The sequence below is a fragment of the Vibrio sp. 10N.222.55.C6 genome (assembly GCF_041473395.1).
GTDB classification, from domain to species: domain Bacteria; phylum Pseudomonadota; class Gammaproteobacteria; order Enterobacterales; family Vibrionaceae; genus Vibrio; species Vibrio crassostreae_C.
Genome location: NZ_JBFRSD010000009.1, coordinates 124,628 through 149,480, shown reverse-complemented (window position 1 = coordinate 149,480; position 24,853 = coordinate 124,628). Strand labels below are relative to the sequence as shown.

Sequence of the window (24,853 nt, the reverse complement as noted above, 5' to 3'; positions counted from 1 at the left end):
TCAAGGGTAAGTGTTCGAACGCGGTTCAAGTCAAATATCACAATAAATCTAAAGGGCTATTCGCCGTCTAGCCATTAACTCAATTAGCCTCCATCTTTTTGGTCAGGGAGAGTGGAAAGTGAAAAAGCTTGATGCAAAGAAACGCAGAGCATGGCAAAAGCTGCACTTGGCTGTTCATGTCGATACACCCGAAACCATGAGTGCGGAAGTCAGTTTTGTTGTGCCATGAGCCTCTAAAAAAGAAAGGTTGTCCCTCACTGAAATTCACCTCGAAAGAAGGTAATGCTTTGGGAAGAGAGTGGAGCAATAAATGAAGCGGAAAAGGCGCTAACGAGCGGTAAAACGAGTTTGAAATACTACAACGCTCAGATAGGTGAAATGATAGTAAATGTCAAAACTACAAACAAAAATTATAGCTCTGGCTATGCCAGTTAGAAGCCAACGGTTAGCCATAGACGATGTAGCTTTATCTCCAGGCAGATTTTATCAACACCACCACTTTGCCACACAACCCTTTATGCTTGAGCAGCTAATGAGAAAGTTGTGCGAGTTCGTCTGTATTCAATCCCGTGACATCCATAATGGTTTGTTGATCTAGACCATTAAGCAGCATCTTACGCGCCATATCCTTGAGCGCTTCTTGGCGGCCTTTTTCCTCACCTAATTGTATACCTTCTTGGCGGCCACGTTGCTCGCCTTGTTGGCGCAATTGTTCTGCAATAGTCATAAGTGTTTCCTCGTGTTTCGGTACTGATGAGACCAGTGACGTAATTAACGCTTCTAGGTTACTTGTTTCACCCACTTGGAGTAGGTAGCTCATCAATGACTGTACTTGCTTATCTGTAGTGTAATCGGTTAAGAGCAATGTGACCAGAGGCTCAAGGAAATCCATGATATCGCGATGCCTAGCGTGCTTTTGTACAAGTTCAAGTAACGCGATACGGCGATGTTGCATTATCTCATCATCGGAGATAACAGTGACATCGACCAATGGAAAATCTTGAGTATAGAGAGCCTTAGCCATCTTAGGGTTAGCAAAACCTTTTAACCAATTCATCTCATATGGGTAGGGCGAGACTTGGCCATGGTAAAACTGCAAAGGGATCACCAAGGGTAAATGCTCATGACCCGCTTCAATATGCTGTTGCATGGCAGCGATAGCGTAACGCATCAGTCTGAACGCCATGTGTTTATCTGGCCGACTCTGGTGCTCGATTAACGCATAGACGTACCCTTCCCCCTGAGACGTTTTAAGAGAATAAAGGACATCCGAATAGTAAGGCCGTAAGTTTTCTTCTATAAAGCTGCCTGATTCGAGCTTTAAGGTCGTCAAATCAGTACCATGATAAAAATTCTGCACCATGTTGGTTTCTTTCTACACATCAATTTAGTTCATTTACTCTAAGTAATCTTTGCCCCAAAGCTCGTTAGGGAAGTAGGTTGTAGATGTAACAAAGAAAGATAAGCAGCTATATCTGTTCAGTTTAGACATAACTGCTTTTTGAGGGTGAGAGGGTAACGCTATTTCACTTCGTACCTAAGTAGAACTTCATTATCTAATACAACATTTGTTGACCAAATGAAGCTTGCTCCAGCACCGCTGAATTTTTCAATAAAATTCATGTAAGATTTCTTATTATTCACACCAATTTCATCTTCTGAGTATTCAGTCGCTTGTGGCCATGAAATTGCGTCAAAATCTTCTGCCATCCAGTTACTTGGAGTCTCCCAGTGAGCAGCATAAGCATTTTCACCATTATCTGTACCTTGTGTTGTACAGTTCTCCGATAATCGCTTACCATCAACTTCACTCAGGCAACTTAAATCATAGATTGGTGCAGTATAAAATGTCTGTGCTTGCCAGTCGGAACCCGTCACAGTACCGTCACTAAAGCTTGCGATAAAGCCACCATCACCTGGGTGGTATGCCTTGCCTCGGTTATCTTCTGTACCTAAACCTAAGTTTTCTTCCCAATCGATTACTTTTACGGCAATAGTGTATGGCTTATTTACCTTAAACTTTACGATACTAGAGTTAAACGGTGTAAAAGGTACTGTATCTACTGCAACGAGCTGACCATTAATATATAACTCAAAATAGTTGTCAGCAAAGATGTAACCAGTGATCTCTTTACCATCTGAATCAATAATAGCCACAGGGACAGAGTCTTCATCCACATCGGCTATGCTTTCGGGTGCGATGTTAGAGCACTCTTCATAAAGATCGACCGCTTTTGGCGCAGTTGTGAAATGGTTTTGAGCAGGGACTGTCCACACTTTTCCATCAGCGTCAGCAATTTCACCGATGCCTGCAACACGACTTCGACCATTCGCACACTCAAAAAGATTCGCTTCTACTGTTTTTGCAAGACCTTGGGTAATGCTAGCTGAACCTTTGTAGTCACTAGTGGTTCCGCTTACTGTTAGGTCGGAGGATGGAGAGCAGCCAGCCAACAGTAAGGCAATAGACGAAAGAGCGAATACTTGATTATTTGTAGTAACCATAAATAAAAATCCAGTAGTAAGTATGAAGTTTAAGTGTAGTTTTTAGCCTCAACAAATCAATATGTTGAGCTACTTAAATAGTTGGGACATATATTAGGCTATGTACTGTAAATGAACGTAAACGATGTGTGATTTTAAGTAAATGGACTTCTACTCCGTTCTTTCACAGATAGCACTTCGTAACTTAGAAATGTCCAAAAATGTGTTAAAGGGTAGTCTCCTACCCTGTTTCAATCAGCGGCCATAAGCCGCTTTTTTAAATCCAGCCTCGCTCAGAAAAAGACACCACACACTCAAATGAAACCACAAAGTGATCCAGTACTCGGATATCAACCAATGCCAACGCATCCGTCAGTTGACGGGTAATGCGTCGGTCAGCTTGACTTGGGGTGGCGTCGCCACTTGGGTGGTTATGATAGAGAATAACCGCACTCGCGTTCGCGGCCAGCGACGCTTTCACGACTTCACGCGGATAGACCGAAGCGGCATTAACGGTACCGTAGAACATCTCTTTGGTGCGCAACACTCGATGTTGATTATCGAGGAAGATAATCCCAAACACTTCAGACTCACAAGCGGCCAAGGACGTTTGGCAGAACGATTTCACCAATTCAGGCGAGGTTAATGGCGTTTGTTCTGAAATAAACAGTTTGGATTTGAGAATGCTTACGGCCTGGTCAAGGGTGCCCTTTTCTTCTGATGTGAATAACGAAACATTTGAGTATTGAACAAGTGCTGACATGGTATTTCCTTTCGGTCTTGGTGAGCGTCTGACTGTCCGTACCCAGTTGCAGGTTCTGCAGCGCAAGGGCGCGCAGCGGCGAAGCCTCCCTTGCGTGAGGGTTCTCAAATGGGACGGTTTAAAGGAAGTCGCGACAACAAGCCAAAAGGACAGCCTAAGCCAATATCTCAACCCAAAGTACGTCGCCCAGGTAGAAATGTCCCTTCCCCACCAAGAGAGCGCCCTGCTGGTTACTCGACTTGCGCCACTCGATAACCTTGGCTACTTAGGACAAGACCGAACAGGGCGTTGCTCGTCTATAAACACGAACCGCTTGAATACCGCAAACAGTTGGAATATCGAAACAAAATTCAGACAGATTGATGATCTGATGAGTATTTGAGCCGTCACGCATCTGCCGACTTTAGTCGTCATACAGACAAGAGAGTAAAGCCTTAGCCGACGTGCGATGCTCAGAGGTTGTTCCTATCGTCCTTTCTGCTTTCTTTGCGTAGCCGTAGTCTTCTCGCATCTGTTTAATGGTGGTAGTCAGGTCACACACACTGATACTCACCCCCTTGCCTCGGTTGCCTTGCTCTAGTATTAAGGCGTCGGTATACCCAAACTCATTCACCAAAATTTCATGAACCTTGACGGCCTTTACGGTGGAATCAAAGTCGGTCGAATTCACCCAAATCACGTGCATGGATATGTCAGCGGATACTGTAGAACGCACTTTCATGTGACCCCCTAAGCGCCAAAACGCACATCAAAACAAAACCCTGAGCACTTAAACGTCCCCTCTCCCGTTGTCACAAAGCGCAACGCGGGAAACACAGAACCGTAAGTGGTGTAAAGAATGATGTGATCCACTCGCTCGTGAAGAAACCATTCACCAAAGCCAGCACCATTTAATTCGATGAAAAAATCACGGATTTCATGGAAAGCAAAACGACGCGATCCCAATAGCGGAAACTGCTGCTTGATAGCTTCAACGAACCCTTGGTCTTTTAACGCTGCGATATCAGCCTGCTGCTCTGGCGACTGGCGACGACTGAACATTTTCAAACGCTGGATTTTGGAAACCCAATCAGACTTTCTTTTCGCCTCATCACGACACTTTTTGACTTGAGAGCGCAACTTCAATACCGCCAAAGGACTAGAGACATCATTTTTTGGTGAGCTTTCGTGCCCCAGCGGCGAAACGCTGGTCGATGAATTTGAATTAGAGAGAGTTGGGGTTGAGTTTTGTTGCGCCATGAGAGTTTCCTTTCTGTTTGAGTATCACTTTTCGGAGCCGCTTGGCTGTCCGCTCTCTCAACATCGTTCTGCTTTGCAAGGGCGCGCAGCGGCGAAGCCTCCCTTGTAAAGCAGGTTGTGGGGAGAAACGGTTAACAGCCTGCATGCCCGAAAATGATGCGAGTGAAAGAAAATCGGCGCATAAGAAAACAAGCCCTTACACGAACTTATTCGAAGACAGAGAGAACAACGAGGAGGAAACGACAAGGCGCTATGACTCTTAGGACAATAACGGGGTTCAAACAAGGCCTAGCTGCAGGGGAACCAAGGCAACGATAAGAGTCATGATTAAAGACACGTTTAAAGTGTTAGTCTTTACAAGGAGAGAAGGCCCAGAACAGGTAATAAGACGCTTCAAGTGTCATGTTCATCCGTGCTAGAAGTTAAGTCCAAACTAAGGCTCTATGAAATGTCTTAAAATAGATACAGAGCCTTAAAAGCAAATATGTATTACATAGGTAATACATATTCAATTCATTTTATTAATCAACTCAACGAGCTCTTCATCATCTATCTTGTCTCGATATAAAGCCAAAGCTCGGTACAGTTTCGCTGCAGACACATTTCTCTCTGTCTGCTCTTGCAGATTTGCTACCCAATCGGTTATCCGTTCTTTATCAGTAAGTGACATTCTAAGAGTCAGAGGAGGCACCATATAAGATGTCGTCACTTTCTTTTTGACAGTCGTAATTCCAGTCGACTTACTTGAACCTTCGTTCTTGTCAGTAGAGATAGCTGTTATAGCTCCTCGTTTTTTCAACTTGCTCATATGTATTACCTATGTATTACATCAAATTCAAAAGAAACGCAGCCAGTTTTCGGTAATCGTTATTAACAAGAGATCCCGATTTATAAAAGCGCACAGGAGAGGAAACGGCATTAGCTTGTCCAACATGCTCAGAACGACGGACAGATACTGGTAGCAATTTATCTTGTACTACCTCCAATTCCTCATCAATGAACTCATTAATAATAGTGTTTCTTGAGTCGACCTCGTTCCTCAAGATCAGATAATTGCCTTCATCCTCCTTAATTTCATAGACAGCTTCGAGTAAAGAGCTAATGCCGTCTAATGAAAATGCACCTGAATCTACAGGGATCAAGATAAGGTCTGAAGCCTGGATTGCGTTAAGAGTCGTTAGGGATAAGTTTGGTGGAGTATCAAGAAGAATGAAATCATAGGTATCACCTAACTTCGCTAATTGCTTTTCTAAAATTCGTTCACGATTAATCTTTGTCAGTGATGTTTCGATGACACGTGACAACTGAACATCAGCGGGAACGACATAGAGGTTTTCAATAGAGTTCCCATTAATCTGTGCAGGTTGAATTAAATCGACAATGGACACAACTTTAGGCTTATCAAACAAAGCAGCCACCGTCTCTTCAAACTTAAAATCACGTTGTCCGGTTAACGTTTTAGAGCAGTTCCCTTGAGGATCGAGGTCAATAACTAACACTTTTCGTTTTCGTGCAAGCTCAGCCCCTAAATTGACAAGAGTCGTGGTTTTTCCAACGCCACCTTTTTGGTTCGCCGCGCTGATGATCTTAGTTTTCATAATAAACACCTCATGTATTACATGTGTAATACACAATAAAAAACAAAAAGCACACTGTCAATGTATTACATATGTAATACACTTTTTCTATCAACACTTAAAGTTATTCCCCCGTTACCAGTCGATGATGTCAAGACACTAAAAATCCTAAAGAAAGTGACACCAGCCGCGAGATCACTATCCGTATGAATCAAGTTATTAGGCTCCTCACCAACCAAAACTTCTTGGTTAAGTTAATCCCAACACTAGAATCAAAGTCAGTTCTGAAATTGAAAATATTGTGACTACGACGGGGGACACTGTTTAAGCATGAATCGGATTCATCAAGTCCCGACGCGCCATCGATATTTGGAGCTATCTGACTCACACCAGAAAGACGCGAATTTAAACCCAAAGAATGGCTAAGTTTTGCCTACTGGCGTGATGAGCAGCGCCAACTGGTTGAACGCCACGACAAGATTGAGTCACCCACTGGGCAGAGTCATGGAAGTGAAATCCCACTGTTCATTGCGGCTGTTTGTAGAAAGGTGTTCCCAAAAGAAAATACCCATAATGAATGAGAAGCCCATTGAGTCTTCTACTCTTAACACGACATCGCCCTGATCTAATAACTCGCCCATCGCTTGTTGGTAAGCTTCTTCGACGATGGTTTGTTCCCAAATACGCTCGTATTCGGGTAAGACTTGTTGTCTAGAGATGGTCGACACCCTGAAGCTTAATGCGCCCTCGATACGATGTCGTCGGCTGGTGATCAGTTTAACCTCCGTCCATGAAAGTACTGGTTTGGCGAGGCGCCTAGATTGGCGTTCCTTTTTCTTTTTCGCCATACTCGAGTCTTAACGGATGTAGACCATCCGCTTATCAGAGGTGGCACAGACGCTTGACTGTTTGCTCATACAAAAATCAACATAAACCTTGCTCCGCGCGCATCACAAACAAGATGTACACCTTGTCCCCGTCTTGCTTGCAAAAAACACGACAAGGGTTGACCACAACTTCTCGGTAATTGAGGTGTTCAACTTTGTCGAAAATATTTTGAATCATCTGCTTGGCCGCAACCAGATATTCAAGGGCAATGTATTTCGCGATATCCTTGAGGTCCGATCACGCGGCTCACTCCAAATCACTTCAGCCATTTTGACATCTTGTCCTTAGCTTCATCCTGACTCAAGGACTTGCCTTGTGAAATGGCGCGCTCACCACATGCGATCCCTTCAAAGATAACCAAACGGTTTTGCATAAAATGATAGTCGTCCACCTCAACCAAATACGCAGAAGGTTTACCGTGTTCGGTGATTAGCACAGGTTCTTTGGTGTCGTGTAAGTCCGCTAGGATTTGGGACGCTTGACGCTTGAGGGAAGTAACGATCTCGACTTTCATAAGAGTAACTCCAAAATAAGAGTAATAAAGTGATACTGTCGTATCACTTTCAAGGTGCCAGGTTTAGCGCAGAGATATTGAGCGTTAAGAATCACTCTTAAGTCATGCTTCTTATGAGTAGGAAACTCACTCAACAACACACAAACAGCAAATGGCGTCACTTGGGTTTCGGCCTTAGAGCCTTGCTATTCTTGTGATAAGATACCCTCACCAGAAAATAATCGATGTGAACAATGTCAGAACATTCATACCATCAACTTCTTAAGTCGACCTTCGAAAACACTCTTCTTCACCTTTACTTCAAAGTAAAAACTTCCAGTCACTTTGTTAAAGAAGAGCAACGAAACAAGATCATCATTGGCTTCTTAAAGCCAAAAATCAAACAAGCTCGATATAGCCTTATCAAGAAAAAGCTTAAAACTGTTTGTTTGATGAAGAGTAAATTTGGCTCAATCGAAAAACACTTAGAAAGCGTTTTATCTCAATATTCAGCGATAGAGAGCAAAAACGACGTTGATAAGCTTTATGCCTTGTTAGAACGCTTTGAGAAGAGCGGATTAGAAACAAAACTTATTGAAGAGACCCCTAAGCAGGAAATGGACGTTGTTTATATCGACAGAGCACATATTGATCATTGCTTCGATAATGAAAACCGTCAGATTGCACCCATTTCGCTGTTTATACATACGAATGAATTAGACAGATTCACTAAGAGCTTAGCAACCCAACCTTATTTCACATATGAGTTGTGCCAAGCAAGTGAAGAGTTGAATAACTATCATTACAAAGTCCACCCAATTAGCTAACCATACTGCTTATCACACACTGTTTAGCCTTAACTGGTCCAAGACTCTTGTGAGTGCTTACCTGTACTTTTCCATCAATTGTCTATCCTGTACCTTAGTAATTGTCCCACAGCTATATGAAGCGCCAACTAACACAACCAAATCTAAAACGTTGGGCACTTCCAGCCCAAATCAAGATGTGTTGTACGCGATTTACCAAGCGGTACTACCGTCCTTTTTTCATCACAATCAAGGCCAATCTTTTGATCTTCTAACAGTAAGCTGATCAGATATAAGCCTAACGCTGAATGATCTTGGCCATTCGTCTTCACCGCTACGGCTTCAACAATGAATTCAATTCCTGTTGACAGTGTCTCTTTATCTTTAAAAGACATAACTCCTCCCTTAAGTTACTGTGTAAATATACAGCAATATGGAGCGGGTGAATCCATATTTAAACAAATTGAGACATCAATCACATTGAACAGGGTCATGTCGACTCACCCTTAGAACACATTTCATGTCTTTAAAAAGGAGCTCGCGGACAAAAAGTAAGAGAGGAGATGATCCGGTGTCCAATAAATGCAACCTAGTCTCAACTCCATAATTGAATTTACTAAGGGACCTCGTTTTTAGTCGATAGTTACTCATTATTATTTAACTCAAGGAAAAGCCGACTCAAGCACCGCCTTCTTTTTCCCTACTTCATACTCCGCCCTCTCTAACGTTATAGGGGCAGATATCTGATGAACAGCATAATTACCACGAGGCTCTGGCCCATTTCGCCTACTTTCGGATAAAGCAGACTTGACCCATTCAAACAGATAGACGTAACGACTGACGGTCTGGCGACACAAGTTCGCCTTACGCGCCACCAAACCAATCGTGAGCTCCTGATTTTTGCGTAACAGAAACAGACAGGCGCGGATAATTCGGCGAGTGGTCTTCGTCCGACGAAGGTTATGAGTTCTTCTGGCCGCTCTACGCTGCCTTTCCTGTAAACTTAATCCACTATCCAACCTCATCACACCTCGCTGGCAGTCTGACCGAGCACAATATTTATCCCAGGTCCAACGAGAGACGCTTTTTACCACCGCTAACACCTCACTGCATGGCAAAGACGGCTTACCCACCAAATTGGCATTATTGATATGTGCAAAGCTCTCTACACGGCCTTTAAAATTCGTATAGCTGCCCTTTTCCCTTTCTTCGTCGACGATGTCATAAGCGAACCGGCGAGTACGTTCAAACAAAGTACAATTCCGGGAATAAGAAACGTCACTCTCTTGACGAAGCCACGGCCGCGTACTCTCCAGTTCAAGCGAATCCGCTAACTCGTTAAGTTCATAGACACTGCGGTGAAGTTCGGTTGTCTGCCACCAAGGATGAAAGGGCGTTTTGGCAACAGGCCCTGAATAACTCAAGTCCGCCTCCAATCGCAAGGCTAACGCGCGATAAATGGCTTTGAGGTACTGAATGGGTTTGGAGCGAGCCTGATCACTGGTGCAAACCGGTACAATGGCATAAAAAAGGTGGGCTTTATTACTGGTACGGTTTCGGACAATCATATTGGGGGGCGGCAACCCTTCATCTTGCCAAATGTAGGGATTGGGGAAAGCTCGGTGTTCATGATCAATATCGAAAACCATCCACGCCTGCATCTCTTTTCGATTGACCTGCATATAGGGCCATCTGACGGCGTAGTTTCGAGGTCGAATTAGCATCGCGGTTTTGTTGTCACTGCACCTCGACAAATAAGGCGCTTCCTCAAGCAACCGGCTCAAACACGACATAGACGAAGACGCAGCGTATTCAGAATGAGCCGTCATCGGCTCGCCCTCACCGTCCCTTGTCCACGTTGACTTCCTGACTCGCTCTGGATAAACACCCTTTCCAAGGCCTCGTACGTTACGACCGAGTTGACGCTCTTAGTGGCGCCCAATAAGCCTGTCGAACCTGATGAATCCTTTCCATTCAGGCGTTCAATTGTTAAGTGTTCGTCATTTCCCCTCACCCCGCTTTTCACAGGACAGCGGAATGCATCACGCCATTGGTCTTCGCTCACTACCGCTAGATAGAAGACCGCTTCTTGGCTTATTTGAAGCACCTTACCGCCTATGACCGCCCACTCATGATTATTCATCACGTTTTCCTTGGCTAACAGGCTCTCCTTTGGGAGCAGCCAATGACGTTACTCAGGCTAAGGACAACGCGTTAAAGCCAACGCTGTCTGATTCTTTGCATTCGCTTTTCAAGACCGAATAAACGAATTCGCAGCCGTACTTGTTCAAACACCCGATTCGAATGCCTTAATTGATACGTTAACCTCATCCACTCAACCAATAATGGCGAAAGTTGACGGTCACATAACTCGCGTCGGATGCGCCTGATATAGCGAAGGCCTCTTCGCTTATCTTCCTCTGTTAATCCATGACCAGACCTTTCAGAAGATGGCTTATGATCCGGAGCAATGAGCATCACCCCTCCGAATGAATACTTGAAACTGATATACCACTAGCGCCCACCTTTCCGCCCTATCGCTTTGAGCAGACCAACACCTTGATTCAGTTTTTCCAAACTATTGAGGAGCAAAACCTGACCGCTGATATTCGCGTGTACGGTCTGAACAATCTCATATTTCTGTGCCCGAGTAAGCCTAGGCTTTCCTGCATACTCCAAAGCCATTCGAGACAACTCACCCGAATGGGTCGAGCTCTCTAGTGCGCACAAAACAAAGGCATCATCGGTAGTGTTGGGCGGTATATAAGCGGTGACCACCCCAAGTCCAAGAAGTAAGCTGTTTACAATAATGTGATTACCGCTCACTTTGGCGAGAGTGATGGCTTCAACACAACTCAGGACATGAGGCTGATCAGGATTAAGTTTATTCCGCAGCATGGTCGGACTCATCCCTATGACCTCTGCCAGCCTAGCCATATTCTCTGACCTAGCGAACACGCAACACGCCTCATTAAAGGCCCCTTGTTTTGTGCGAGAAAATTCGCCTATTGAGTCAATTCCGTTCATAACCAATACTCAATTGAAGAAAGACGAGATGACAACGAAACTCCAACCAAGAATGTTAGCCCCAACGGACAAAGCTCTTTGGTCGAAGTTATGAAAGATAAACGCATGGCTATTTACCCCATTCTCTCCAACGTTTCACGCGTTGCCATTTCTAGCAACATGACCATATTGATGAGAGGGGTTTCTTTACCTTTTGCTTTAGTTTTAATAGGTAAGCGACCATCAGCTACCCAATCCATGATGGTGCGTTTCGGCATTCCGGAGAACTGAGAGTATTGGTCGTACGTCATGAAAGGCGTATTTAGGACTACTTGATATGAGAGCATAATGATATCCTGCTTGGTCATTGAATGTTTAATTTCGGAATGACGAGTTGCACCCCACCATTTCGAACTCAATTGCGATTATTGATCACATATGAATAACAAGCAACTTAAAATAGACCAAATATCGTATTTGGGAGGTAGAGATATTATCAAGAAGTTGATAGATATCACGAATTCAGACCGCCAACAGGACGTAGCAGACGTATTTGGCATCCCAAAATCAACAATCGCGACTTGGCGACAGAGAAACCTTACTCCCTTTGAAATTGCAGTAAGGACTCATTTGAGCACTGGAGTCTCACTTGAATGGTTACTTCTAGATAAAGGCGAACCGTACCCTAAAACACCAACCCAAAAGCATATTAATAAGAAGAACGAATCGAAAACTCTTTTCGATATCGACTGTTTCTCTATTGACGACGGTAAATTGGTTGGGAAAGGGATACTTGCATTCGATAAAGCTCTTCTAGACGAGTTAGGTGTGAGTAATGTAATAGCAATCAAAGATGGAACTACTACGTTCCTTATAAATAAAGAATCTCACCATGCAGTAAGCGGTACATACCTAGTTGATATGGACGGCCTACTCTCGCTAAACGACATCCAGCGCTTACCAGGCAAAAAGCTAGCCATCAGCTTTAACGGTTCGATTCTAACCCTCGAAGAAGATGAAGTAAGGGTTGTAGGTAGAGTCGCGTTAGTGATAGAAAAGCGTTAACTGTTACACTCATCTGTTTGAGAGCCCTGCAGCTAATTTGATTAATAGCGTCACCGATACTTAACGAGCCTCTTATCACCCTCCCTCGTGGGGAGTGGCACTTGCAAAGACAAAGACTGCCTTATGGCAGTCTTTGGGTCAGTGTTGGTCGTTGTGCAATCTCTAAGTAGTCCTGAAACATTTTTGGACAAAAATGAGCTAGTTACATTACTAAATTAGAGAACAATGGATTATCTAAGGTATTGCAATACTACTAATCTGGAGACCAAATCTCGTTAAACATTACACAAGAATAACTTTGAAACTCTTCGAACACGATAGCAACGAGTTGGAGGAAGAAAGGCTTCCCTACACTGGTGAATGTGGCGTGCTATTCTTGAACGGTCTCCCGCCTCGCTAGTTTCAAATCGAACTTGATTTGGAAGTTGCTCAGGAGATAGAAGGTAAGGGTGAGGCTGACTCAAGAAGCAACTCATAAAAACGTTTTGTCGCAGGCCCCGTTTTTATCCCTTTAGGTAAAGTCAGATGCAATGGAACATGATAGCCACTGCCATTTTCCACATTCAGTACCGTTAGTTTCTCACTACCTCGGCTATCAACAATATGCTTAGGCAGCCTGCAATAGCCCACCCCCTGCTCTACTGCACCAAAGGCATGGTCGAAATTATCAACCGTAATGCGCTGACTCGACTTTAACCAGCCCACATCTTTTTTCTCGCCCAGTTTTTCAATCGAGCCTAAATCTCTCACCACAATTTGTGGCAGCGACGAGAGCTGGTTGAGCGATATAGACGTCCCCCTAGTTATCGGATGCGAACTCGCCACAACAGGCTCCATCTTGGTAAAACCAAAGGCTTCTGCAGGGTAATTGATTATGGGTAGATTAATGATGGCAACATCAGCCAGTTCTTGAATGACCATTTCAGTGGTCTTCGACAGTGATGTTTCTACCACTTGTATCGATGTACTGTTGTTCTCTGCCATAAAATTAGCCATCGGCTTATAAAGATGCTCAAGACAGCACAAATGATCAACTGCGACTACTATTTCTGACTCAACCCCCTTTGCTAACTGCTCACTGATCAGCTCTAGTTCTCGCGCTTGTTCCAGCATGCTGCTAGCCCTGCGCAATAACGCTTTACCGTCTTCAGATAACACCGTTCTTCGACCTTCAACCTGAACCAACGACACGCCTAGTTGACTTTCCAGTTTTCTCAACGCATAGATCAGCGTGGTATGGCTCTTATTGAGTTGCAATGCCGCTGCCTGAATGCTACCAGCACGATCTATCTCATGGAGTGTTTGCCATTGGTCGAGGGTGGTCTTTAATCTCATTGGTCTAAAATCCTGACATTTAATGGCAATATTATGAACTTTCCAGTCCATTTTTTAAAGGTAATATCTAAACAGGCAATAAAGCCTCCTATGTTTGCGATATGACAGGAGTCTCAGCGCAATACCAAGTATCTGTTTGGAGAAATAACCATGAAATTATTACAAGTCGATTTTGAATTTAACGGCCCATTTGGTGAAGAGATGTCGAACGCACTCGTTGGCCTAGCAAAGTCTATCAACAATGAATCGGGGCTGATCTGGAAAATCTGGACTGAAAACCAAGCCAAAAAACTGGGTGGTGGAGTCTACCTTTTTGAAGACCAACTCAGTGCAGAGACTTACCTAGCAATGCATAGCGCACGCTTAAAAGAGATGGGCGTGGATAAAGTTCGCGGCGTGATTTTTGACGTGAACCAACCATTAACTACCATTAATAAAGGCCCAATCAACGGCTAGTTCAACCGTTCACTCCTGAGTGAAAATAAAAATAGTGAAATGAAAGAAGAAATAGCAAAAGACACGAAATAGAGATAGACCAAATGAACAATAAAATGTTTTTAAGCCTACACGGCATCATATACGCAGGGTTTGCCTTAGCGCTGTTTTTCTTACCCACTGTCATGTGGCCAATGTACGGTGTAGAGATCAATGATAAATACGCGTATTTTCTCTCTCAGCACACCAGTATCTTTCTTGGCGGCATCGCAGCGATAACTTGGTTATTACGAGATATTGAAGCGGGGCTCAGCGCCAAAAAGCTCATCCTAGGTTTGGTTGTAACCAATATGCTTGGGGCGATCATCACACTGTATGCGGCTTTCACTGGTATCTTTGTTGGCTTTGGTTGGACTGATCCTGCGTTTTTCCTTTCACTATCGGTACTGAGCGTGTTGCAGGTTCGTAAGCAAGTTTAAACGGTTATTCAGTTCGGATAAGCACAAACAAAAAGCACTTGGTATATGCCGAGTGTTTTCGTATTCAACCAATTTATCAAGACCAAAGTTAAGTTCACTAAATAAGCGGAAATCTTGATGTCTAGCTTAGGTGGTAAAGCCTGAACTTTAGAGGCAATACATGTATAAGAAAACTTAGGTCAAATCTCATACCGTAACTCGTTATGTAAATCGAACGAAACCCATTTCGGGCAAAAGTTACTCAGACGAATTGGGCAACAAGTGAAGAGCCTTTTTCTTGTGGCACTAAACCACTTCTGTACACAGTTAATCCTCAACTCGAAGACCGAAATTGTGAAAAACGTCAGAATAAGGAAGCTCACGAGGAAACCAAATGGGGTCTTCCCGTTTCAGAAACGTTAACCCACTCTACTTCTACCGTTTTGATAGTTATGCTAAATTTGAGGCGAAGCTCATCTAAAGGAATGACAATGAAAGCATGGATAGCAATTACGGTGCTAGCCTCAGGTATTTTGAGTGCTGCTGAATTTCGGACGCCAAACTGCCCAATTGGCTGCCCTAGCCTAGAAATTGACGGTAATGTTGTCATCTTTGAGCGTTTATACACGCTCTCTCAAAACAAGAAAACACAATTTGCAGATTGGGTCGCATATGAAGTCGATATTCTTAACTTCGGAACAACAACTAATCGAACTTGGAAAAATAACCCTCTACTTGTTGAAGCTGAGCGATTAGAGAAAGGTGATTATACTGGGGCTTCAAGTAAGCTCAATGTTGACCGTGGGCATCAGGCTCCCTTAGCCAGTTTTGTCGGCAGCCGCTATTGGCCTACTCTTAACTATTTGTCGAATATCACTCCCCAAGCAAAAGACTTAAACCAAGGCGCATGGAAAAACTTGGAAGAAGCAGTTAGGGATGCCGTTGGGTTTCGAGAGAACCTGTACGTTATTACGGGGACTCTCTACCGTAACGAAATGGATACTTTACCAAAAGCTGATGAGCCTCATGCAATACCCTCGGATTACTACAAAATTGTGTACGACGAGAAAGGAAATTCTGTAGCCTTTTTCATGAACCAACACACAACCAGAGATACAAATTACTGCACTAGAAAGCTGGCAGTATCAGAGTTGAGATCAATCGTTCCATATACCCTGCCAAGTGGTTTAGCTGATAGTAATGAAATATTGGAACGTTTAGGTTGTTGAACACTAAGGTTGTTTGGGCTCGAATTGCTCAGCTCAGAACATGCTCGAAGTTGTAGCTATGCCGCGCTTCCATTTAACTATCCGACTTCCAACATGCTGTGTAACTACGAATCAGTAATTAAGCGATTTAATCCACTACAACAAGTAGCTCTTCATAGGATTGAGTTACTTAAATTACCTTAGGAACAACCATGAGCTACGCTCATGAACTAATAGAGGTCTTTCAAAGCGTAGCTTTGGGATGTTTTCATGGGGGTCACTTTTACTCTATATATAATATTAGGGTGAAAGTGACCCTATACATTTAGACCATTTCAAATTAGCAATCCAGTGATAGAACTAACAAGTTATATGGATGACTGTACTAATGAACTGTCCAGGCGACTGCATTTTTGAACACCAAGCTACAGATCTAGTGAAGTGGATGACTTTCAAAGTTCCTTACGTGAGTGACAGCAATCGCAAGTATGAGTTCGTCATACTGAGTAGTTAAATCAATATCGGTTAAAACGATCAGCAACAACAAATCGGGCTCCGATACATCGTTCATCAAATGCAAAGCTATATCGTCAGAATCGACCTTCATCACAGCTTGAGTCATCAATACAAACAACTGGTTTAAACAGCTATCGCAATGAGCATTTGCGCGATGGATATACTCTAGAAAAATTGATTTAGTATTCATACGTACAGAATAATAAAAACACTCACAGTTAAAGTATTGGAATAGACTGCCATCATGTGAAGAAAATCACGATGCAGTCGCTCGCATACCTAATGGGTTCGAACAAGCTCAACTTTTAAACGTACGCTTTGTTAATTCGAACAAAAGGTTAATTAAACCGCACTTAGTTTTACAAACATTGACGGCCCTAGAACCTATACTGTATATTTATACAGTATAGGTTCTTAGGTCGTAAACATGCACATTCTACCGCTTTCTCCATCCAGTATTTCTTGCTCTCTTACCTCCTGGGAATCACCAGCAGCTGAGTATGTTGAGCTTGGTGTTTCACTGGATTCTGTCTTGGTAAATAACCCCAATGCTACATATCTTGCTTATGCTAACGGAGATTCCATGGAAAGAATTGGCATCTTCAATGGCGACTTGTTAGTCATCGACAGAAAGCCACAAGCTCAGCATTTTGATACCGTTATCGTCAGCTTAAATGGTGCATTTATGTGCAAAATCCTTGATCTGCATAACAGGCTTTTGCTGTCAGCAAATCCTCATCACTTACCTATTGAGATCCATCCAGAAGATGCCTTTGCTATTGAAGGGGTTGTGATACGTTCTATTCGTCTACATAAACCGTTGCCTGAGTTCATGTAATGTTTGCTCTTATAGATTGCAACGCTATGTATGTCGCTTGTGAACAAGTATTTCGGCCTGATTTACGACACCTACCCTGTATTGTCTTATCAAACAATGATGGTGCAGTTGTAGCAGCAAATCGGTTGGCAAAAGAAGCTGGAGTCAAAAAGTTTGAGCCCTATTTCAAGCAAAAAACACTCATTGAAAAGCGTGGTGTGAACGTTTTTTCATCAAACTATGCTTTATATGCTGATCTGTCTGCAAAAATGATGGCAACAATTACGACGTTCTCACCAAGGAGCCATATTTACTCAATAGATGAATGCTTTTTAGATATAAGCCGTTTTTCACATGTTGAGTCAGACTTAACCTCTTTCGGTCAACGAATTCGTCAAACGGTCTGGAAAGAATGTCGACTGCCCGTTTGCTTTGGTGCGGGTGATACTTTGACACTATCAAAAATGGCAAACAGAGTAGCCAAAGTTGATAAAAAGTTGAATGGTGTCTGCATCATTGATTCTGAAGACAAACGCCAACAATATTTGACATCACAACCTGTATCTGAAGTTTGGGGCGTTGGAAGGCGATTGACACAACGTATGAAGTTGATGGGGATTGAAACAGCTCTAGATCTTGCGAATTTAAGTCCTGAACAAGCAAGGTGCTCTTTCAATGTAGAAATTGAACGCACCGTTCGTGAGTTAAATGGCCACCCTTGCAAAGTTTGGGACGAATGCAGAGCGGACAAACAACAGATATTTAGCACTCGCAGTGTCGGCAACCGAATAACATCACTTGAAGAGCTAAAACAAGCCCTCGCCTTTCACGCTGCCACAGTGGCAAGAAAAGCACGTAATCAAAAGAGCTCATGCGCTACTCTCATGGCTTTTGCCAACACATCACCTTTCGATGACATACCACAAAACTTCAAAAAAACCTGCACATTTGAATTTCCAACTAATGATACAAGTAAGTTGACTAAAGCAGTGACGTTGATGGCAACTAGGTTGTTTAAGCCAGGTGTCAGCTATTACAAGATTGGCGTAGGTGCGATGAACCTAGTATCCGATCGGCAGCGTCAACAGGACTTATTTTCCGAACCTGACAACCCAGCATTGATGCAAGCCATAGATAAACTCAATAACAAGTTGGGGCGAGATTCGATATTCCTAGCCGCTCAGGGAACTACACATGACTGGGCTATGAAGCGCAATTTTTTATCACCACAATACACGACAAAGTTAAAAGACCTACCGAGAGTACTTTGCTAATAAATGATCTGAAGAGTCGAAACCTATTTTTATCAAACATTTGGACACTCTTTCGAGCTAGGAGGTGCTACGGGTAAGAATTAAGCCTGTGACGGTTCTGGACATAAATGAGTTTATAAAAACCTTACATTAGCGATTCATGAATAACTACAGGTATGGCAATTTGTTTAACTTAGGGGCCAGTATTGATGGGGTAGCTCATCTCTAAAAGGCAATAATAATTTGCATAGTTGTTACTATGGATCTAAGGTGTACAATAATACCTAACGAGGCAGTATCCATGCGAATTTCTAGGGAAGCAGAGCAGTACATTCTACAATGTCAGTTAACGGCGTTAGAGGAACAAGAATACGAAAATGATGATCATGACAGTATTCAAGAGCCAGTGACCGTTAATAGCTTGAGAGAAGCAAAGCCTTTACTCGATAAGGGCATAACTGTCGTATTAAATGGGAAGCATTTGACAGCTAAAAACGGTCGTGTCTTTGCGGCTCCAGCTCATGTGATTAACCGAAGTGTAAAGCTTGGGTTTGAGGAAGCAGAATTAGTTAGTGGTGCCATGCGTGTGATGGAACATCATATAGCTCATGGTTCTGTTAAGCACATGTATCGCCTACTACAACAGGATGCTCAGAAAAGTTTTGATGACTTCAAGGAAGCCATTAAGCCACATACAAGTGCAGATGATACACAATATTTAATAGCAAAAGACTTGAACGAGATTGAAGCTAGAGCAAAAAACTTCCCGCTAATTACAGCAAAGCAAGCATCAGTACTGTTTGGAGAAGTAAGTGCTGCAAATCCTTCAAGATTGGTTGCTAAACTCAAAAAAGAAATGAAGCTACTCGGCTTTTATTTTGGAAATTCTCGTAATATCCAGATCCCAGCGTTTCAGTTCGACACTGAACGTCTTGGTGTGTACAAGCCAGTCGAAAGGTTGTGTCACATATTTGATGGGTTAAATGATTGGGGAGTGTATAAATGGTTAACAACTCACAATGATGATCTGGAGTGCACACCTGCTCAAGCTATAAGCCGACCCGAGCTTGAAGAAGATTTGCTATACCTAGCAGGTTTGTTTAAGTCTCAAAGCACATTGCGTGACTTAACCTTTGCTTCAGAAGAGCAAGACTATGAGTAAGGCGCCACCACTGCTGAAAATCGAACCTGGTCGTCATTTTTACCGTGCATTAAATAAGGTATATGACGACAATGGTGAGCGTGCTTACACAGCCATAGATCCGAATCCATTTCTACAAGTTAAGTTCACTAGTGATATTAGGGCTATCTACTCTGATGGTACGGTCACCGCTGGTCGCTTTTCGCCATTCCGCTCTAACGACAAAGCAGTCCCTGCTCTGTATATAGCACCAACTAGAGAAACGGCCTATTTTGAAACGGTACTACGACCACTTGCTACAGATTCAGTAGTAACGTTATCATCCAAAGAGTTTCAAAATCTCGCTGTGGCTACAATCTCTTTTAGAAAGGAGCTAACCTTTGCTGATTGTAGAGCTGCATATCTGAAAGGCGGGGCCGAAGCATTTTGGGATATTAGTTTTGATGATTTGTTTAACAAATCTCAGCTGAAATGCTTGGATATAGCAAGAACGCTAGCTAAGCACATTCATAATACCTACCCCAATGTAGATGGCTTAGTTTGGGATAGTGTTCAACAAGGAAATATTGTCCCAGTATACGTGATTTTTGGACCAAAGCGGGAGGGAGACATACATTTAGAAGTGGATGCTTTGGAGGATATCGCTACATGGAAGCCTTATTTACACCAAGCTGTACAGAATGACCACTTAACCATATCTTCAGATCTAGCATCGCTACTTTAAATGTTAGCGTGGCACTTTCGCGTTAAAAGTGCCACGGGTAAAAATTCAACCAGAGAAGCTTTTGGACAAAACCCTGTTAGACCTTTTGCTCCAATGCGATCTCTTCGGATAACTTTAGTTTGGGGAAAACGAAGTAGATTGCCTATTGACAGGAAAAAGGCTCATATGTGTTATGCTGCATTTAGCAACATATATGATTTAACGAACAATGACAGCTCTTTATCTGCTTCAGCTTCTTTTTGAAGCTCGGCTAGTGCTGCTTCACGTAAAGCTTTAGAAGATGTTCTAAAACAAGCATCAATAGTACGTTTGATCTCTTCAATTTTAACCTGTCTCTTTTCTAGAAGCTCCGGTCTGTTAAGGTTCAGGTCATTTATTGTCAAATCTCCTCGTTCACTCCCGTTCTTTGAGAATAAGTAGGTTCCATAAGCTACGAGATGCTGTTCAGGGTCTTCATCATATGGGTTTATATAGGGAGTATCTTCATGATATTTATCTGATTTTGAGTTGTTACATTTTGGACATGCGTATCCAAGGTTTTCCCAAGCAAACATTAGTTCAGGGTATTTGTCTTCGGCTTTTGGTTTGATGTGCTCCACATGAGCAAAATCGATATGAGAAATTTTGCACTCACAATACATACATTTATCATTGTTTGCGTCCTTTAACGCAGCCTTATTAACAGGATGCTTGTAGTTGCTCGCTGCAAGGGCGGCTGGGTTTGGGCAGTTTGGGCGAAATAATCTAATCACTATTTTCCCTCCATGAATTTTTCAATAGCTTGAGGGAGTAACTTTTCAAGACCGATCTCAGCCAAATCTTGACGCATTAACGTAAATACCTGTGGGTCAGCAGAACTAGACTCATATTTTTTATTAATCGAATTTAGTTTATCTTCCACCCATATAGGCATTGTGAAAGACACGCCTAAAATTTCATCAAGCACTTCAATAGCATTCTTTGCTTGGTGATGTAAATCAAGTTGATGTGAATCAACTTTGCCTGCCGAATTATGCTTTAACGCATATACTGCGGAGTCTTTAACAGAACCAACAACTAAAGGGCTATGAGTTGAAACAATAAATCTCGCATTCGGAAAAGCATTTACTAGATCAGGCAAGACTTTTCTTTGCATTATCGGGTGTAAATGGTTTTCAACTTCATCAATAATCACTGTAAAGTCAGACTTTTCTTTAGTTGAAAACATGTAGATTTGCCAAGCTATATCTATTAAGGCGCTAATACCACCAGAAGCTGTTTCCAATACAAACTCATCATTACCTCCGTTACAAACAAAAACCACCTCCATGTTTCGAATTTCGATTTCTTCGAACCCGATACTTGCAGGTAGTATTTTTCTTAAAACATTTTGAAATCCTTCAAAATTTTGTATTTGTTCGTCATCTGATGGCATGATTGCCTTGTGGGCGTTATGAACGCCATAGCCTTGAATTACCCAGCCTATCAGGGTATTTTTCATAAAAAAGCTACTAGATTGCCCTCCATTCCCCTGATATCTTTGCATATTACTTTGAGAAACTTCTTGAAAGGCATTTTGCTTATTTTTCTTGGTGGTTGGAATACTTCCTACTTGTTGGTATTTAAATATAGGTCTATGCGAAGGTATATAAAAAGAATGAAGGTTTTGTTGTTGCTGAATCTGGACATGATATTGCGCTGAATTGCCGTTGTTCACTACTAATGGAGAATTCACATTGTTAGAGTATATAATTCTTCCAATAGAGTTATTGCTCCCTTTATCTACGCCTGAAAAAAATCGAAAGAAATATTTAACTATTCCTGTACTAGATTCTGTTTTAGGTGTAGCTAATGAAACGCTATTCCAGCCACAGTGCTTAGCTAAAATATTTAGAATGGTTGTTTTTCCACTACCATTACCGCCAGTCAATATCGTTACTCGATCATGAAATTCGATATCAACTTCTTGAAATTGTTGCCATTCGTTTAAACATATTTTCTTGATATACATACGATTCCTTATTCATGCAGTATAACAATTTATTAGCTCCCAAAGAGGGGTAATTAGACACCCCACTTTAGGATTTTTTTCGCATCCGCTGGACGCTTGGACTTAGCATAAGCGCATGTTTTGAATAGAGTATAATCATACATTCCAAAATCACGAACGAGAAAATACGACAAAGTGTGGGTATTTCCTACACACCTCACGATTGGTATTAGAAAATCTATCGAAAATTCTCGGGATGAGATGTGGGCCGTTAGCTTTCGCTAGCAAGAAAAGGGGCAGATCTGAGCTAGCTGGCACTTTTTGAGAAAAGTGCCACGAGTAAAACTTCAGGTCTATGAAGCCTCTGGACAAAACTGTGTTAGCGACATTGCTAATTTAGGCAATGATACATTACTTTTCGTATGGAACTTTGCTGTCCAAGGATGATATGAGCAACACGACTATCTAACCTGAAGGTGCACTGTAGACAGCAAAACCAACTAGGAACGCTAGAATACTTTGTGGAACTCGTCACATAGATAATCTAAACTCCTCAATCTTCCGTCCGATAACGTCGGTAGCATCACTTACAGTAGATGATATAAGGATATTCTCGACATCTTCGTCATCCAAAACTACTATCATTTTGTTGTGAACCATCCACTGTTCTCGTAAGGTCTGTTCGCAACCTCGACTATCACCACCATTTCGGCTGAATATTAGCCCAAACATCCCCGCACCATGAGGTTTCAGATAGTTAGCAACTTGTAAAACATCGGATTTTTTAACTTTGCGTGTATAGTTTTTTGCATCAACAACAATATAATCTGCATTGTATTTTTCTCTTAAGAATGCCCAGAACCCTTCATTAGCATAGTTAGGGATTATAAAATCACGGCGGTTAGCTTTAGAGTGATCGCTACTTTCTCCCAATGGTTTCTGTAAGGGAGGACAAAATACTTCTTCAATAATTTCACCAACAAGGCTCTGATATACATAACAATCCTTTCGGCCAGGAATGCAGCTTTTTAATTTATTGAGAAGTACCTTACTTTTCGAAAGCAATATTGACGCATTATTTGAACCAATAAGCATACGCATTATTGGGCTGCTAATAGAATTAATTTCCTTACTGTAATGCTCCGCAAAGTATTCAAGATCCCAAACCTGAATGCCTTCTAGTTTAATTTTTTCCCGTATTTCATCCGTCAATCGACCGTATACAGCAAGCACCAACTCTGCTTCAGGCAATTCACCCGCCATAGCTTTTAACTGAGCAATCGCACTTGAAGCCAAGTTTTTTGACATGGAGCGAAATGATTTACACTCTATCAAAGTTTTTTTGCTTTTCTCCCCAACTCTAGTATGAGCAATTAAATCTGCTTCATATCTCTGAGAATCTCCAAAAACTACCGACTTTTCGATGTTTTGATATTTACCCGAAGTATTAAGTATTTCGCCCAAAACATCTACAAATTCGCTTTCCTTAAGAAAACCTCTATCCATCGTTCGATGGCAGTTAGGACAAAGCAAAAGTAAATTGTCTTCATTAACATCGCCACCTAAATGAAAAGGCAAATATGTAGAAAACTCCAAAGGCACAGACTCACCAGAAGCATTGCACATACAACACTGATTGTTATATTTCGCGACAACTTTACGTTTAGTTGCTCTTGGTATAGCTCTTCTTTGATTCATGTGATTTTATCCGAGTTCTAACTACTTAAACCGCCAAGAAACGATTTTATCTTGAGTACATGTATGTGTTTATTTGCCAAACGCTACCTTAATCACATTCTCTTCTTGTATGTCATAACGTTGTTCTAGTTTCCACTTTGGGTTTTGCTGCCATTGAATGCCTGTTTCGATACAAAATCCAACACCGCAGCGTACCATGACGCTAGATGAAACGTTCATACCTAAGACTTGCGTACCCGAATCAGAGAAATCGATATTAGTACCACCTATACTGAAATTAATTTCGACGACAGTAATAGGAAAAATAAAGTCGCTAGTATCAGAGATCTTATATTTGGACTTTAACTGTTCATCTGTCAATAGTTCCAAAAATCGTAGATAGAGAAAGTCACCGTTACCATACCGAACTTCAAGCTCTTTGCCTTGTGGAGGTGACCTAAGATCAATTGGATGCCCAATATTTTCCCATGAATTTTCATCTATAATCAGCCTTTCTTCTGGTAACAGGCTAAGCATGCTTACGCTTAACCTTTGAAAACCATTAGAATCACGGTTAAATGCCACGAGGTTATGTCCATCAATTTGTACAGGGATTGGTGTCTCATAGTAAAGGTTGCCGCCTACAACCGACAACATATCACGCCGTAGCCACTCTAAATTCCCCTTAACACTTTTTGAATGAACTCGATTCTTTTTAAACTCGTGTAATTGCTCGTTTGTGTAAGCACGTCCATCCGCTTTGTTATGATGGTGGGCACAAAGAGCAATCATCCCTTTTGGGTCGTTATGCGGCTTGATGTGAACTGGCGGATCGAAATGATGATATTCCAGATAAGGGTTACCACAGTCTCTGACAGGACAACCAAAACCGACTTCTTCTCTTAGGGTTTCCTTGACTTTTTTCGGAATGGATTTTCGTTTCGCCATACTCTTACCTAAATAGAAATACTCAACTTTCTTGGGTAGCCTTTGCTATCT

Annotated in this window: 29 protein-coding genes and 3 pseudogenes; 11 read left to right on the top strand and 21 right to left on the bottom strand. The window is 42.2% G+C overall.

Annotation, left to right across the window (positions count from 1 at the left end):
- Positions 1–8: 8 nt before the first annotated feature.
- Positions 9–439: pseudogene (locus AB4486_RS09355) on the top strand (IS5/IS1182 family transposase); the annotation flags it as partial.
- Positions 440–529: 90 nt separating this feature from the next.
- Here the strand turns inward: AB4486_RS09355 and AB4486_RS09350 are convergent.
- The 3 genes and pseudogenes from AB4486_RS09350 to radC form a co-directional block, all read right to left on the bottom strand.
- Positions 530–1,372, bottom strand: a pseudogene (locus AB4486_RS09350) (Rpn family recombination-promoting nuclease/putative transposase); the annotation flags it as partial.
- 149 nt (positions 1,373–1,521) lie between these two features.
- A complete protein-coding gene (locus AB4486_RS09345) occupies positions 1,522–2,505 on the bottom strand; it encodes a hypothetical protein (RefSeq protein WP_237297952.1) in 984 nt (327 codons plus the stop codon).
- A gap of 256 nt (positions 2,506–2,761) precedes the next feature.
- Positions 2,762–3,247, bottom strand: coding sequence for a DNA repair protein RadC (gene radC / locus AB4486_RS09340; RefSeq protein WP_372117011.1), 486 nt, complete (start codon positions 3,245–3,247; stop codon positions 2,762–2,764).
- 196 nt (positions 3,248–3,443) lie between these two features.
- On the opposite strand from radC, the gene AB4486_RS09335 reads away from it, so the two are divergent.
- A complete protein-coding gene (locus AB4486_RS09335) occupies positions 3,444–3,629 on the top strand; it encodes a hypothetical protein (RefSeq protein WP_305372561.1) in 186 nt (61 codons plus the stop codon).
- Between the two features lie 21 nt (positions 3,630–3,650).
- Here the strand turns inward: AB4486_RS09335 and AB4486_RS09330 are convergent, their stop codons facing one another.
- The 7 genes and pseudogenes from AB4486_RS09330 to AB4486_RS09300 all read right to left on the bottom strand — a co-directional run bounded on the left by AB4486_RS09330 (position 3,651) and on the right by AB4486_RS09300 (position 7,465).
- Positions 3,651–3,968, bottom strand: a complete 318-nt coding sequence (locus AB4486_RS09330) for a hypothetical protein (protein ID WP_017059568.1) — start codon at positions 3,966–3,968, stop codon at positions 3,651–3,653.
- Positions 3,969–3,976: 8 nt separating this feature from the next.
- Complete coding sequence (locus tag AB4486_RS09325) at positions 3,977–4,486, bottom strand: hypothetical protein (protein ID WP_017059569.1); 510 nt, start codon at positions 4,484–4,486, stop codon at positions 3,977–3,979.
- A gap of 508 nt (positions 4,487–4,994) precedes the next feature.
- Positions 4,995–5,294, bottom strand: coding sequence for a hypothetical protein (locus AB4486_RS09320; protein ID WP_016799982.1), 300 nt, complete (start codon positions 5,292–5,294; stop codon positions 4,995–4,997).
- Between the two features lie 16 nt (positions 5,295–5,310).
- The gene (locus tag AB4486_RS09315; RefSeq protein WP_016799981.1) at positions 5,311–6,084 is read right to left on the bottom strand and encodes a ParA family protein; all 774 of its coding nucleotides are present in this window, start codon (positions 6,082–6,084) and stop codon (positions 5,311–5,313) included.
- A 464-nt stretch (positions 6,085–6,548) separates the two neighbouring features.
- The gene (locus AB4486_RS09310; RefSeq protein WP_240700347.1) at positions 6,549–6,791 is read right to left on the bottom strand and encodes a hypothetical protein; all 243 of its coding nucleotides are present in this window, start codon (positions 6,789–6,791) and stop codon (positions 6,549–6,551) included.
- A gap of 196 nt (positions 6,792–6,987) precedes the next feature.
- Positions 6,988–7,220: pseudogene (locus AB4486_RS09305) on the bottom strand (type II toxin-antitoxin system RelE/ParE family toxin).
- Positions 7,208–7,465 carry a type II toxin-antitoxin system Phd/YefM family antitoxin gene (locus AB4486_RS09300; RefSeq protein WP_371958526.1) on the bottom strand — a complete coding sequence of 86 codons (258 nt, stop codon included), beginning with the start codon at positions 7,463–7,465 and terminating at the stop codon, positions 7,208–7,210. The pseudogene AB4486_RS09305 and the gene AB4486_RS09300 overlap by 13 nt, the downstream one beginning before the upstream one ends.
- 233 nt (positions 7,466–7,698) lie before the next feature.
- On the opposite strand from AB4486_RS09300, the gene AB4486_RS09295 reads away from it, so the two are divergent.
- A complete protein-coding gene (locus AB4486_RS09295) occupies positions 7,699–8,271 on the top strand; it encodes a DUF2913 family protein (protein ID WP_371958527.1) in 573 nt (190 codons plus the stop codon).
- 143 nt (positions 8,272–8,414) lie between these two features.
- Here AB4486_RS09295 and AB4486_RS09290 read toward each other — a convergent pair whose 3' ends face one another.
- From AB4486_RS09290 to AB4486_RS09270, 5 genes are all read right to left on the bottom strand, one after another.
- On the bottom strand, positions 8,415–8,645 hold the full coding sequence (locus AB4486_RS09290; RefSeq protein ID WP_016799977.1) for a hypothetical protein: 231 nt from the start codon (positions 8,643–8,645) through the stop codon (positions 8,415–8,417).
- 267 nt (positions 8,646–8,912) lie between these two features.
- On the bottom strand, positions 8,913–10,079 hold the full coding sequence (locus AB4486_RS09285) for a replication initiation protein (RefSeq protein ID WP_016799976.1): 1,167 nt from the start codon (positions 10,077–10,079) through the stop codon (positions 8,913–8,915).
- Complete coding sequence (locus tag AB4486_RS09280) at positions 10,076–10,393, bottom strand: hypothetical protein (protein ID WP_016799975.1); 318 nt, start codon at positions 10,391–10,393, stop codon at positions 10,076–10,078. Before AB4486_RS09280 ends, AB4486_RS09285 begins: the two co-directional genes overlap by 4 nt.
- Before the next feature lie 371 nt (positions 10,394–10,764).
- A complete protein-coding gene (locus tag AB4486_RS09275; protein ID WP_318276423.1) occupies positions 10,765–11,187 on the bottom strand; it encodes a phage regulatory CII family protein in 423 nt (140 codons plus the stop codon).
- Positions 11,188–11,390: 203 nt separating this feature from the next.
- A complete protein-coding gene (locus AB4486_RS09270; RefSeq protein ID WP_029203682.1) occupies positions 11,391–11,603 on the bottom strand; it encodes a hypothetical protein in 213 nt (70 codons plus the stop codon).
- 91 nt (positions 11,604–11,694) lie between these two features.
- Between AB4486_RS09270 and AB4486_RS09265 the strand changes: the two genes are divergently transcribed.
- Positions 11,695–12,321: a phage repressor protein CI gene (locus AB4486_RS09265; protein WP_016799972.1), complete on the top strand. Its 627-nt coding sequence runs from the start codon at positions 11,695–11,697 to the stop codon at positions 12,319–12,321.
- 429 nt (positions 12,322–12,750) lie between these two features.
- Here the strand turns inward: AB4486_RS09265 and AB4486_RS09260 are convergent, their stop codons facing one another.
- Positions 12,751–13,656 carry a LysR family transcriptional regulator gene (locus AB4486_RS09260; protein WP_029203681.1) on the bottom strand — a complete coding sequence of 302 codons (906 nt, stop codon included), beginning with the start codon at positions 13,654–13,656 and terminating at the stop codon, positions 12,751–12,753.
- Between the two features lie 150 nt (positions 13,657–13,806).
- Here AB4486_RS09260 and AB4486_RS09255 point away from each other — a divergent pair, with 150 nt between their 5' ends.
- The 3 genes from AB4486_RS09255 (at position 13,807) to AB4486_RS09245 (ending at position 15,778) form a co-directional block, all read left to right on the top strand.
- Positions 13,807–14,112 carry a monooxygenase gene (locus AB4486_RS09255; RefSeq protein WP_017059571.1) on the top strand — a complete coding sequence of 102 codons (306 nt, stop codon included), beginning with the start codon at positions 13,807–13,809 and terminating at the stop codon, positions 14,110–14,112.
- 83 nt (positions 14,113–14,195) lie between these two features.
- Positions 14,196–14,570: a hypothetical protein gene (locus tag AB4486_RS09250; RefSeq protein ID WP_016800234.1), complete on the top strand. Its 375-nt coding sequence runs from the start codon at positions 14,196–14,198 to the stop codon at positions 14,568–14,570.
- A gap of 470 nt (positions 14,571–15,040) precedes the next feature.
- Positions 15,041–15,778 (top strand): DNA/RNA non-specific endonuclease, encoded by a 738-nt coding sequence (locus AB4486_RS09245; protein WP_016800233.1) that lies wholly within the window; start codon positions 15,041–15,043, stop codon positions 15,776–15,778.
- 412 nt (positions 15,779–16,190) lie between these two features.
- Here the strand turns inward: AB4486_RS09245 and AB4486_RS09240 are convergent, their stop codons facing one another.
- Positions 16,191–16,463 carry a hypothetical protein gene (locus AB4486_RS09240; protein ID WP_372117008.1) on the bottom strand — a complete coding sequence of 91 codons (273 nt, stop codon included), beginning with the start codon at positions 16,461–16,463 and terminating at the stop codon, positions 16,191–16,193.
- Between the two features lie 237 nt (positions 16,464–16,700).
- Between AB4486_RS09240 and AB4486_RS09235 the strand changes: the two genes are divergently transcribed.
- From AB4486_RS09235 to AB4486_RS09220, 4 genes are all read left to right on the top strand, one after another.
- Positions 16,701–17,111: a LexA family transcriptional regulator gene (locus AB4486_RS09235; protein WP_029203707.1), complete on the top strand. Its 411-nt coding sequence runs from the start codon at positions 16,701–16,703 to the stop codon at positions 17,109–17,111.
- Positions 17,111–18,364 (top strand): Y-family DNA polymerase, encoded by a 1,254-nt coding sequence (locus tag AB4486_RS09230; protein ID WP_017059572.1) that lies wholly within the window; start codon positions 17,111–17,113, stop codon positions 18,362–18,364. The genes AB4486_RS09235 and AB4486_RS09230 overlap by 1 nt, the downstream gene beginning before the upstream one ends.
- Positions 18,365–18,644: 280 nt before the next feature.
- Positions 18,645–19,505, top strand: a complete 861-nt coding sequence (locus AB4486_RS09225; protein WP_016800229.1) for a hypothetical protein — start codon at positions 18,645–18,647, stop codon at positions 19,503–19,505.
- Positions 19,498–20,208 (top strand): RES domain-containing protein, encoded by a 711-nt coding sequence (locus AB4486_RS09220; RefSeq protein WP_016800228.1) that lies wholly within the window; start codon positions 19,498–19,500, stop codon positions 20,206–20,208. The genes AB4486_RS09225 and AB4486_RS09220 overlap by 8 nt, the downstream gene beginning before the upstream one ends.
- 170 nt (positions 20,209–20,378) lie before the next feature.
- Here the strand turns inward: AB4486_RS09220 and AB4486_RS09215 are convergent, their stop codons facing one another.
- The 4 genes from AB4486_RS09215 to AB4486_RS09200 form a co-directional block, all read right to left on the bottom strand.
- Positions 20,379–20,960, bottom strand: a complete 582-nt coding sequence (locus AB4486_RS09215; protein ID WP_017040201.1) for an HNH endonuclease — start codon at positions 20,958–20,960, stop codon at positions 20,379–20,381.
- Positions 20,960–22,198 (bottom strand): AAA family ATPase, encoded by a 1,239-nt coding sequence (locus AB4486_RS09210; RefSeq protein ID WP_372117007.1) that lies wholly within the window; start codon positions 22,196–22,198, stop codon positions 20,960–20,962. The genes AB4486_RS09215 and AB4486_RS09210 overlap by 1 nt, the downstream gene beginning before the upstream one ends.
- 510 nt (positions 22,199–22,708) lie before the next feature.
- Positions 22,709–23,875 carry an HNH endonuclease gene (locus AB4486_RS09205; protein ID WP_102385395.1) on the bottom strand — a complete coding sequence of 389 codons (1,167 nt, stop codon included), beginning with the start codon at positions 23,873–23,875 and terminating at the stop codon, positions 22,709–22,711.
- Positions 23,876–23,944: 69 nt separating this feature from the next.
- Positions 23,945–24,802: an HNH endonuclease gene (locus AB4486_RS09200; protein WP_102385396.1), complete on the bottom strand. Its 858-nt coding sequence runs from the start codon at positions 24,800–24,802 to the stop codon at positions 23,945–23,947.
- Positions 24,803–24,853 lie beyond the last annotated feature (51 nt).

Coding starts and splice junctions, on each gene's coding strand:
- AB4486_RS09225 (WP_016800229.1), top strand. CDS start 18,645: ATGCGAATTTCTAGGGAAGCAGAGCAGTACATTCTACAATGTCAGTTA.
- AB4486_RS09200 (WP_102385396.1), bottom strand. CDS start 24,802: ATGGCGAAACGAAAATCCATTCCGAAAAAAGTCAAGGAAACCCTAAGA.
- AB4486_RS09240 (WP_372117008.1), bottom strand. CDS start 16,463: ATGAATACTAAATCAATTTTTCTAGAGTATATCCATCGCGCAAATGCT.
- AB4486_RS09235 (WP_029203707.1), top strand. CDS start 16,701: ATGCACATTCTACCGCTTTCTCCATCCAGTATTTCTTGCTCTCTTACC.
- AB4486_RS09315 (WP_016799981.1), bottom strand. CDS start 6,084: ATGAAAACTAAGATCATCAGCGCGGCGAACCAAAAAGGTGGCGTTGGA.
- AB4486_RS09280 (WP_016799975.1), bottom strand. CDS start 10,393: ATGAATAATCATGAGTGGGCGGTCATAGGCGGTAAGGTGCTTCAAATA.
- AB4486_RS09330 (WP_017059568.1), bottom strand. CDS start 3,968: ATGAAAGTGCGTTCTACAGTATCCGCTGACATATCCATGCACGTGATT.
- AB4486_RS09230 (WP_017059572.1), top strand. CDS start 17,111: ATGTTTGCTCTTATAGATTGCAACGCTATGTATGTCGCTTGTGAACAA.
- AB4486_RS09320 (WP_016799982.1), bottom strand. CDS start 5,294: ATGAGCAAGTTGAAAAAACGAGGAGCTATAACAGCTATCTCTACTGAC.
- AB4486_RS09285 (WP_016799976.1), bottom strand. CDS start 10,079: ATGACGGCTCATTCTGAATACGCTGCGTCTTCGTCTATGTCGTGTTTG.
- AB4486_RS09345 (WP_237297952.1), bottom strand. CDS start 2,505: ATGGTTACTACAAATAATCAAGTATTCGCTCTTTCGTCTATTGCCTTA.
- AB4486_RS09275 (WP_318276423.1), bottom strand. CDS start 11,187: ATGGCTAGGCTGGCAGAGGTCATAGGGATGAGTCCGACCATGCTGCGG.
- AB4486_RS09270 (WP_029203682.1), bottom strand. CDS start 11,603: ATGCTCTCATATCAAGTAGTCCTAAATACGCCTTTCATGACGTACGAC.
- AB4486_RS09265 (WP_016799972.1), top strand. CDS start 11,695: ATGAATAACAAGCAACTTAAAATAGACCAAATATCGTATTTGGGAGGT.
- radC (WP_372117011.1), bottom strand. CDS start 3,247: ATGTCAGCACTTGTTCAATACTCAAATGTTTCGTTATTCACATCAGAA.
- AB4486_RS09245 (WP_016800233.1), top strand. CDS start 15,041: ATGAAAGCATGGATAGCAATTACGGTGCTAGCCTCAGGTATTTTGAGT.
- AB4486_RS09325 (WP_017059569.1), bottom strand. CDS start 4,486: ATGGCGCAACAAAACTCAACCCCAACTCTCTCTAATTCAAATTCATCG.
- AB4486_RS09290 (WP_016799977.1), bottom strand. CDS start 8,645: ATGTCTTTTAAAGATAAAGAGACACTGTCAACAGGAATTGAATTCATT.
- AB4486_RS09300 (WP_371958526.1), bottom strand. CDS start 7,465: ATGAAAGTCGAGATCGTTACTTCCCTCAAGCGTCAAGCGTCCCAAATC.
- AB4486_RS09205 (WP_102385395.1), bottom strand. CDS start 23,875: ATGAATCAAAGAAGAGCTATACCAAGAGCAACTAAACGTAAAGTTGTC.
- AB4486_RS09210 (WP_372117007.1), bottom strand. CDS start 22,198: ATGTATATCAAGAAAATATGTTTAAACGAATGGCAACAATTTCAAGAA.
- AB4486_RS09255 (WP_017059571.1), top strand. CDS start 13,807: ATGAAATTATTACAAGTCGATTTTGAATTTAACGGCCCATTTGGTGAA.
- AB4486_RS09260 (WP_029203681.1), bottom strand. CDS start 13,656: ATGAGATTAAAGACCACCCTCGACCAATGGCAAACACTCCATGAGATA.
- AB4486_RS09250 (WP_016800234.1), top strand. CDS start 14,196: ATGAACAATAAAATGTTTTTAAGCCTACACGGCATCATATACGCAGGG.
- AB4486_RS09335 (WP_305372561.1), top strand. CDS start 3,444: ATGTCCCTTCCCCACCAAGAGAGCGCCCTGCTGGTTACTCGACTTGCG.
- AB4486_RS09295 (WP_371958527.1), top strand. CDS start 7,699: ATGTCAGAACATTCATACCATCAACTTCTTAAGTCGACCTTCGAAAAC.
- AB4486_RS09220 (WP_016800228.1), top strand. CDS start 19,498: ATGAGTAAGGCGCCACCACTGCTGAAAATCGAACCTGGTCGTCATTTT.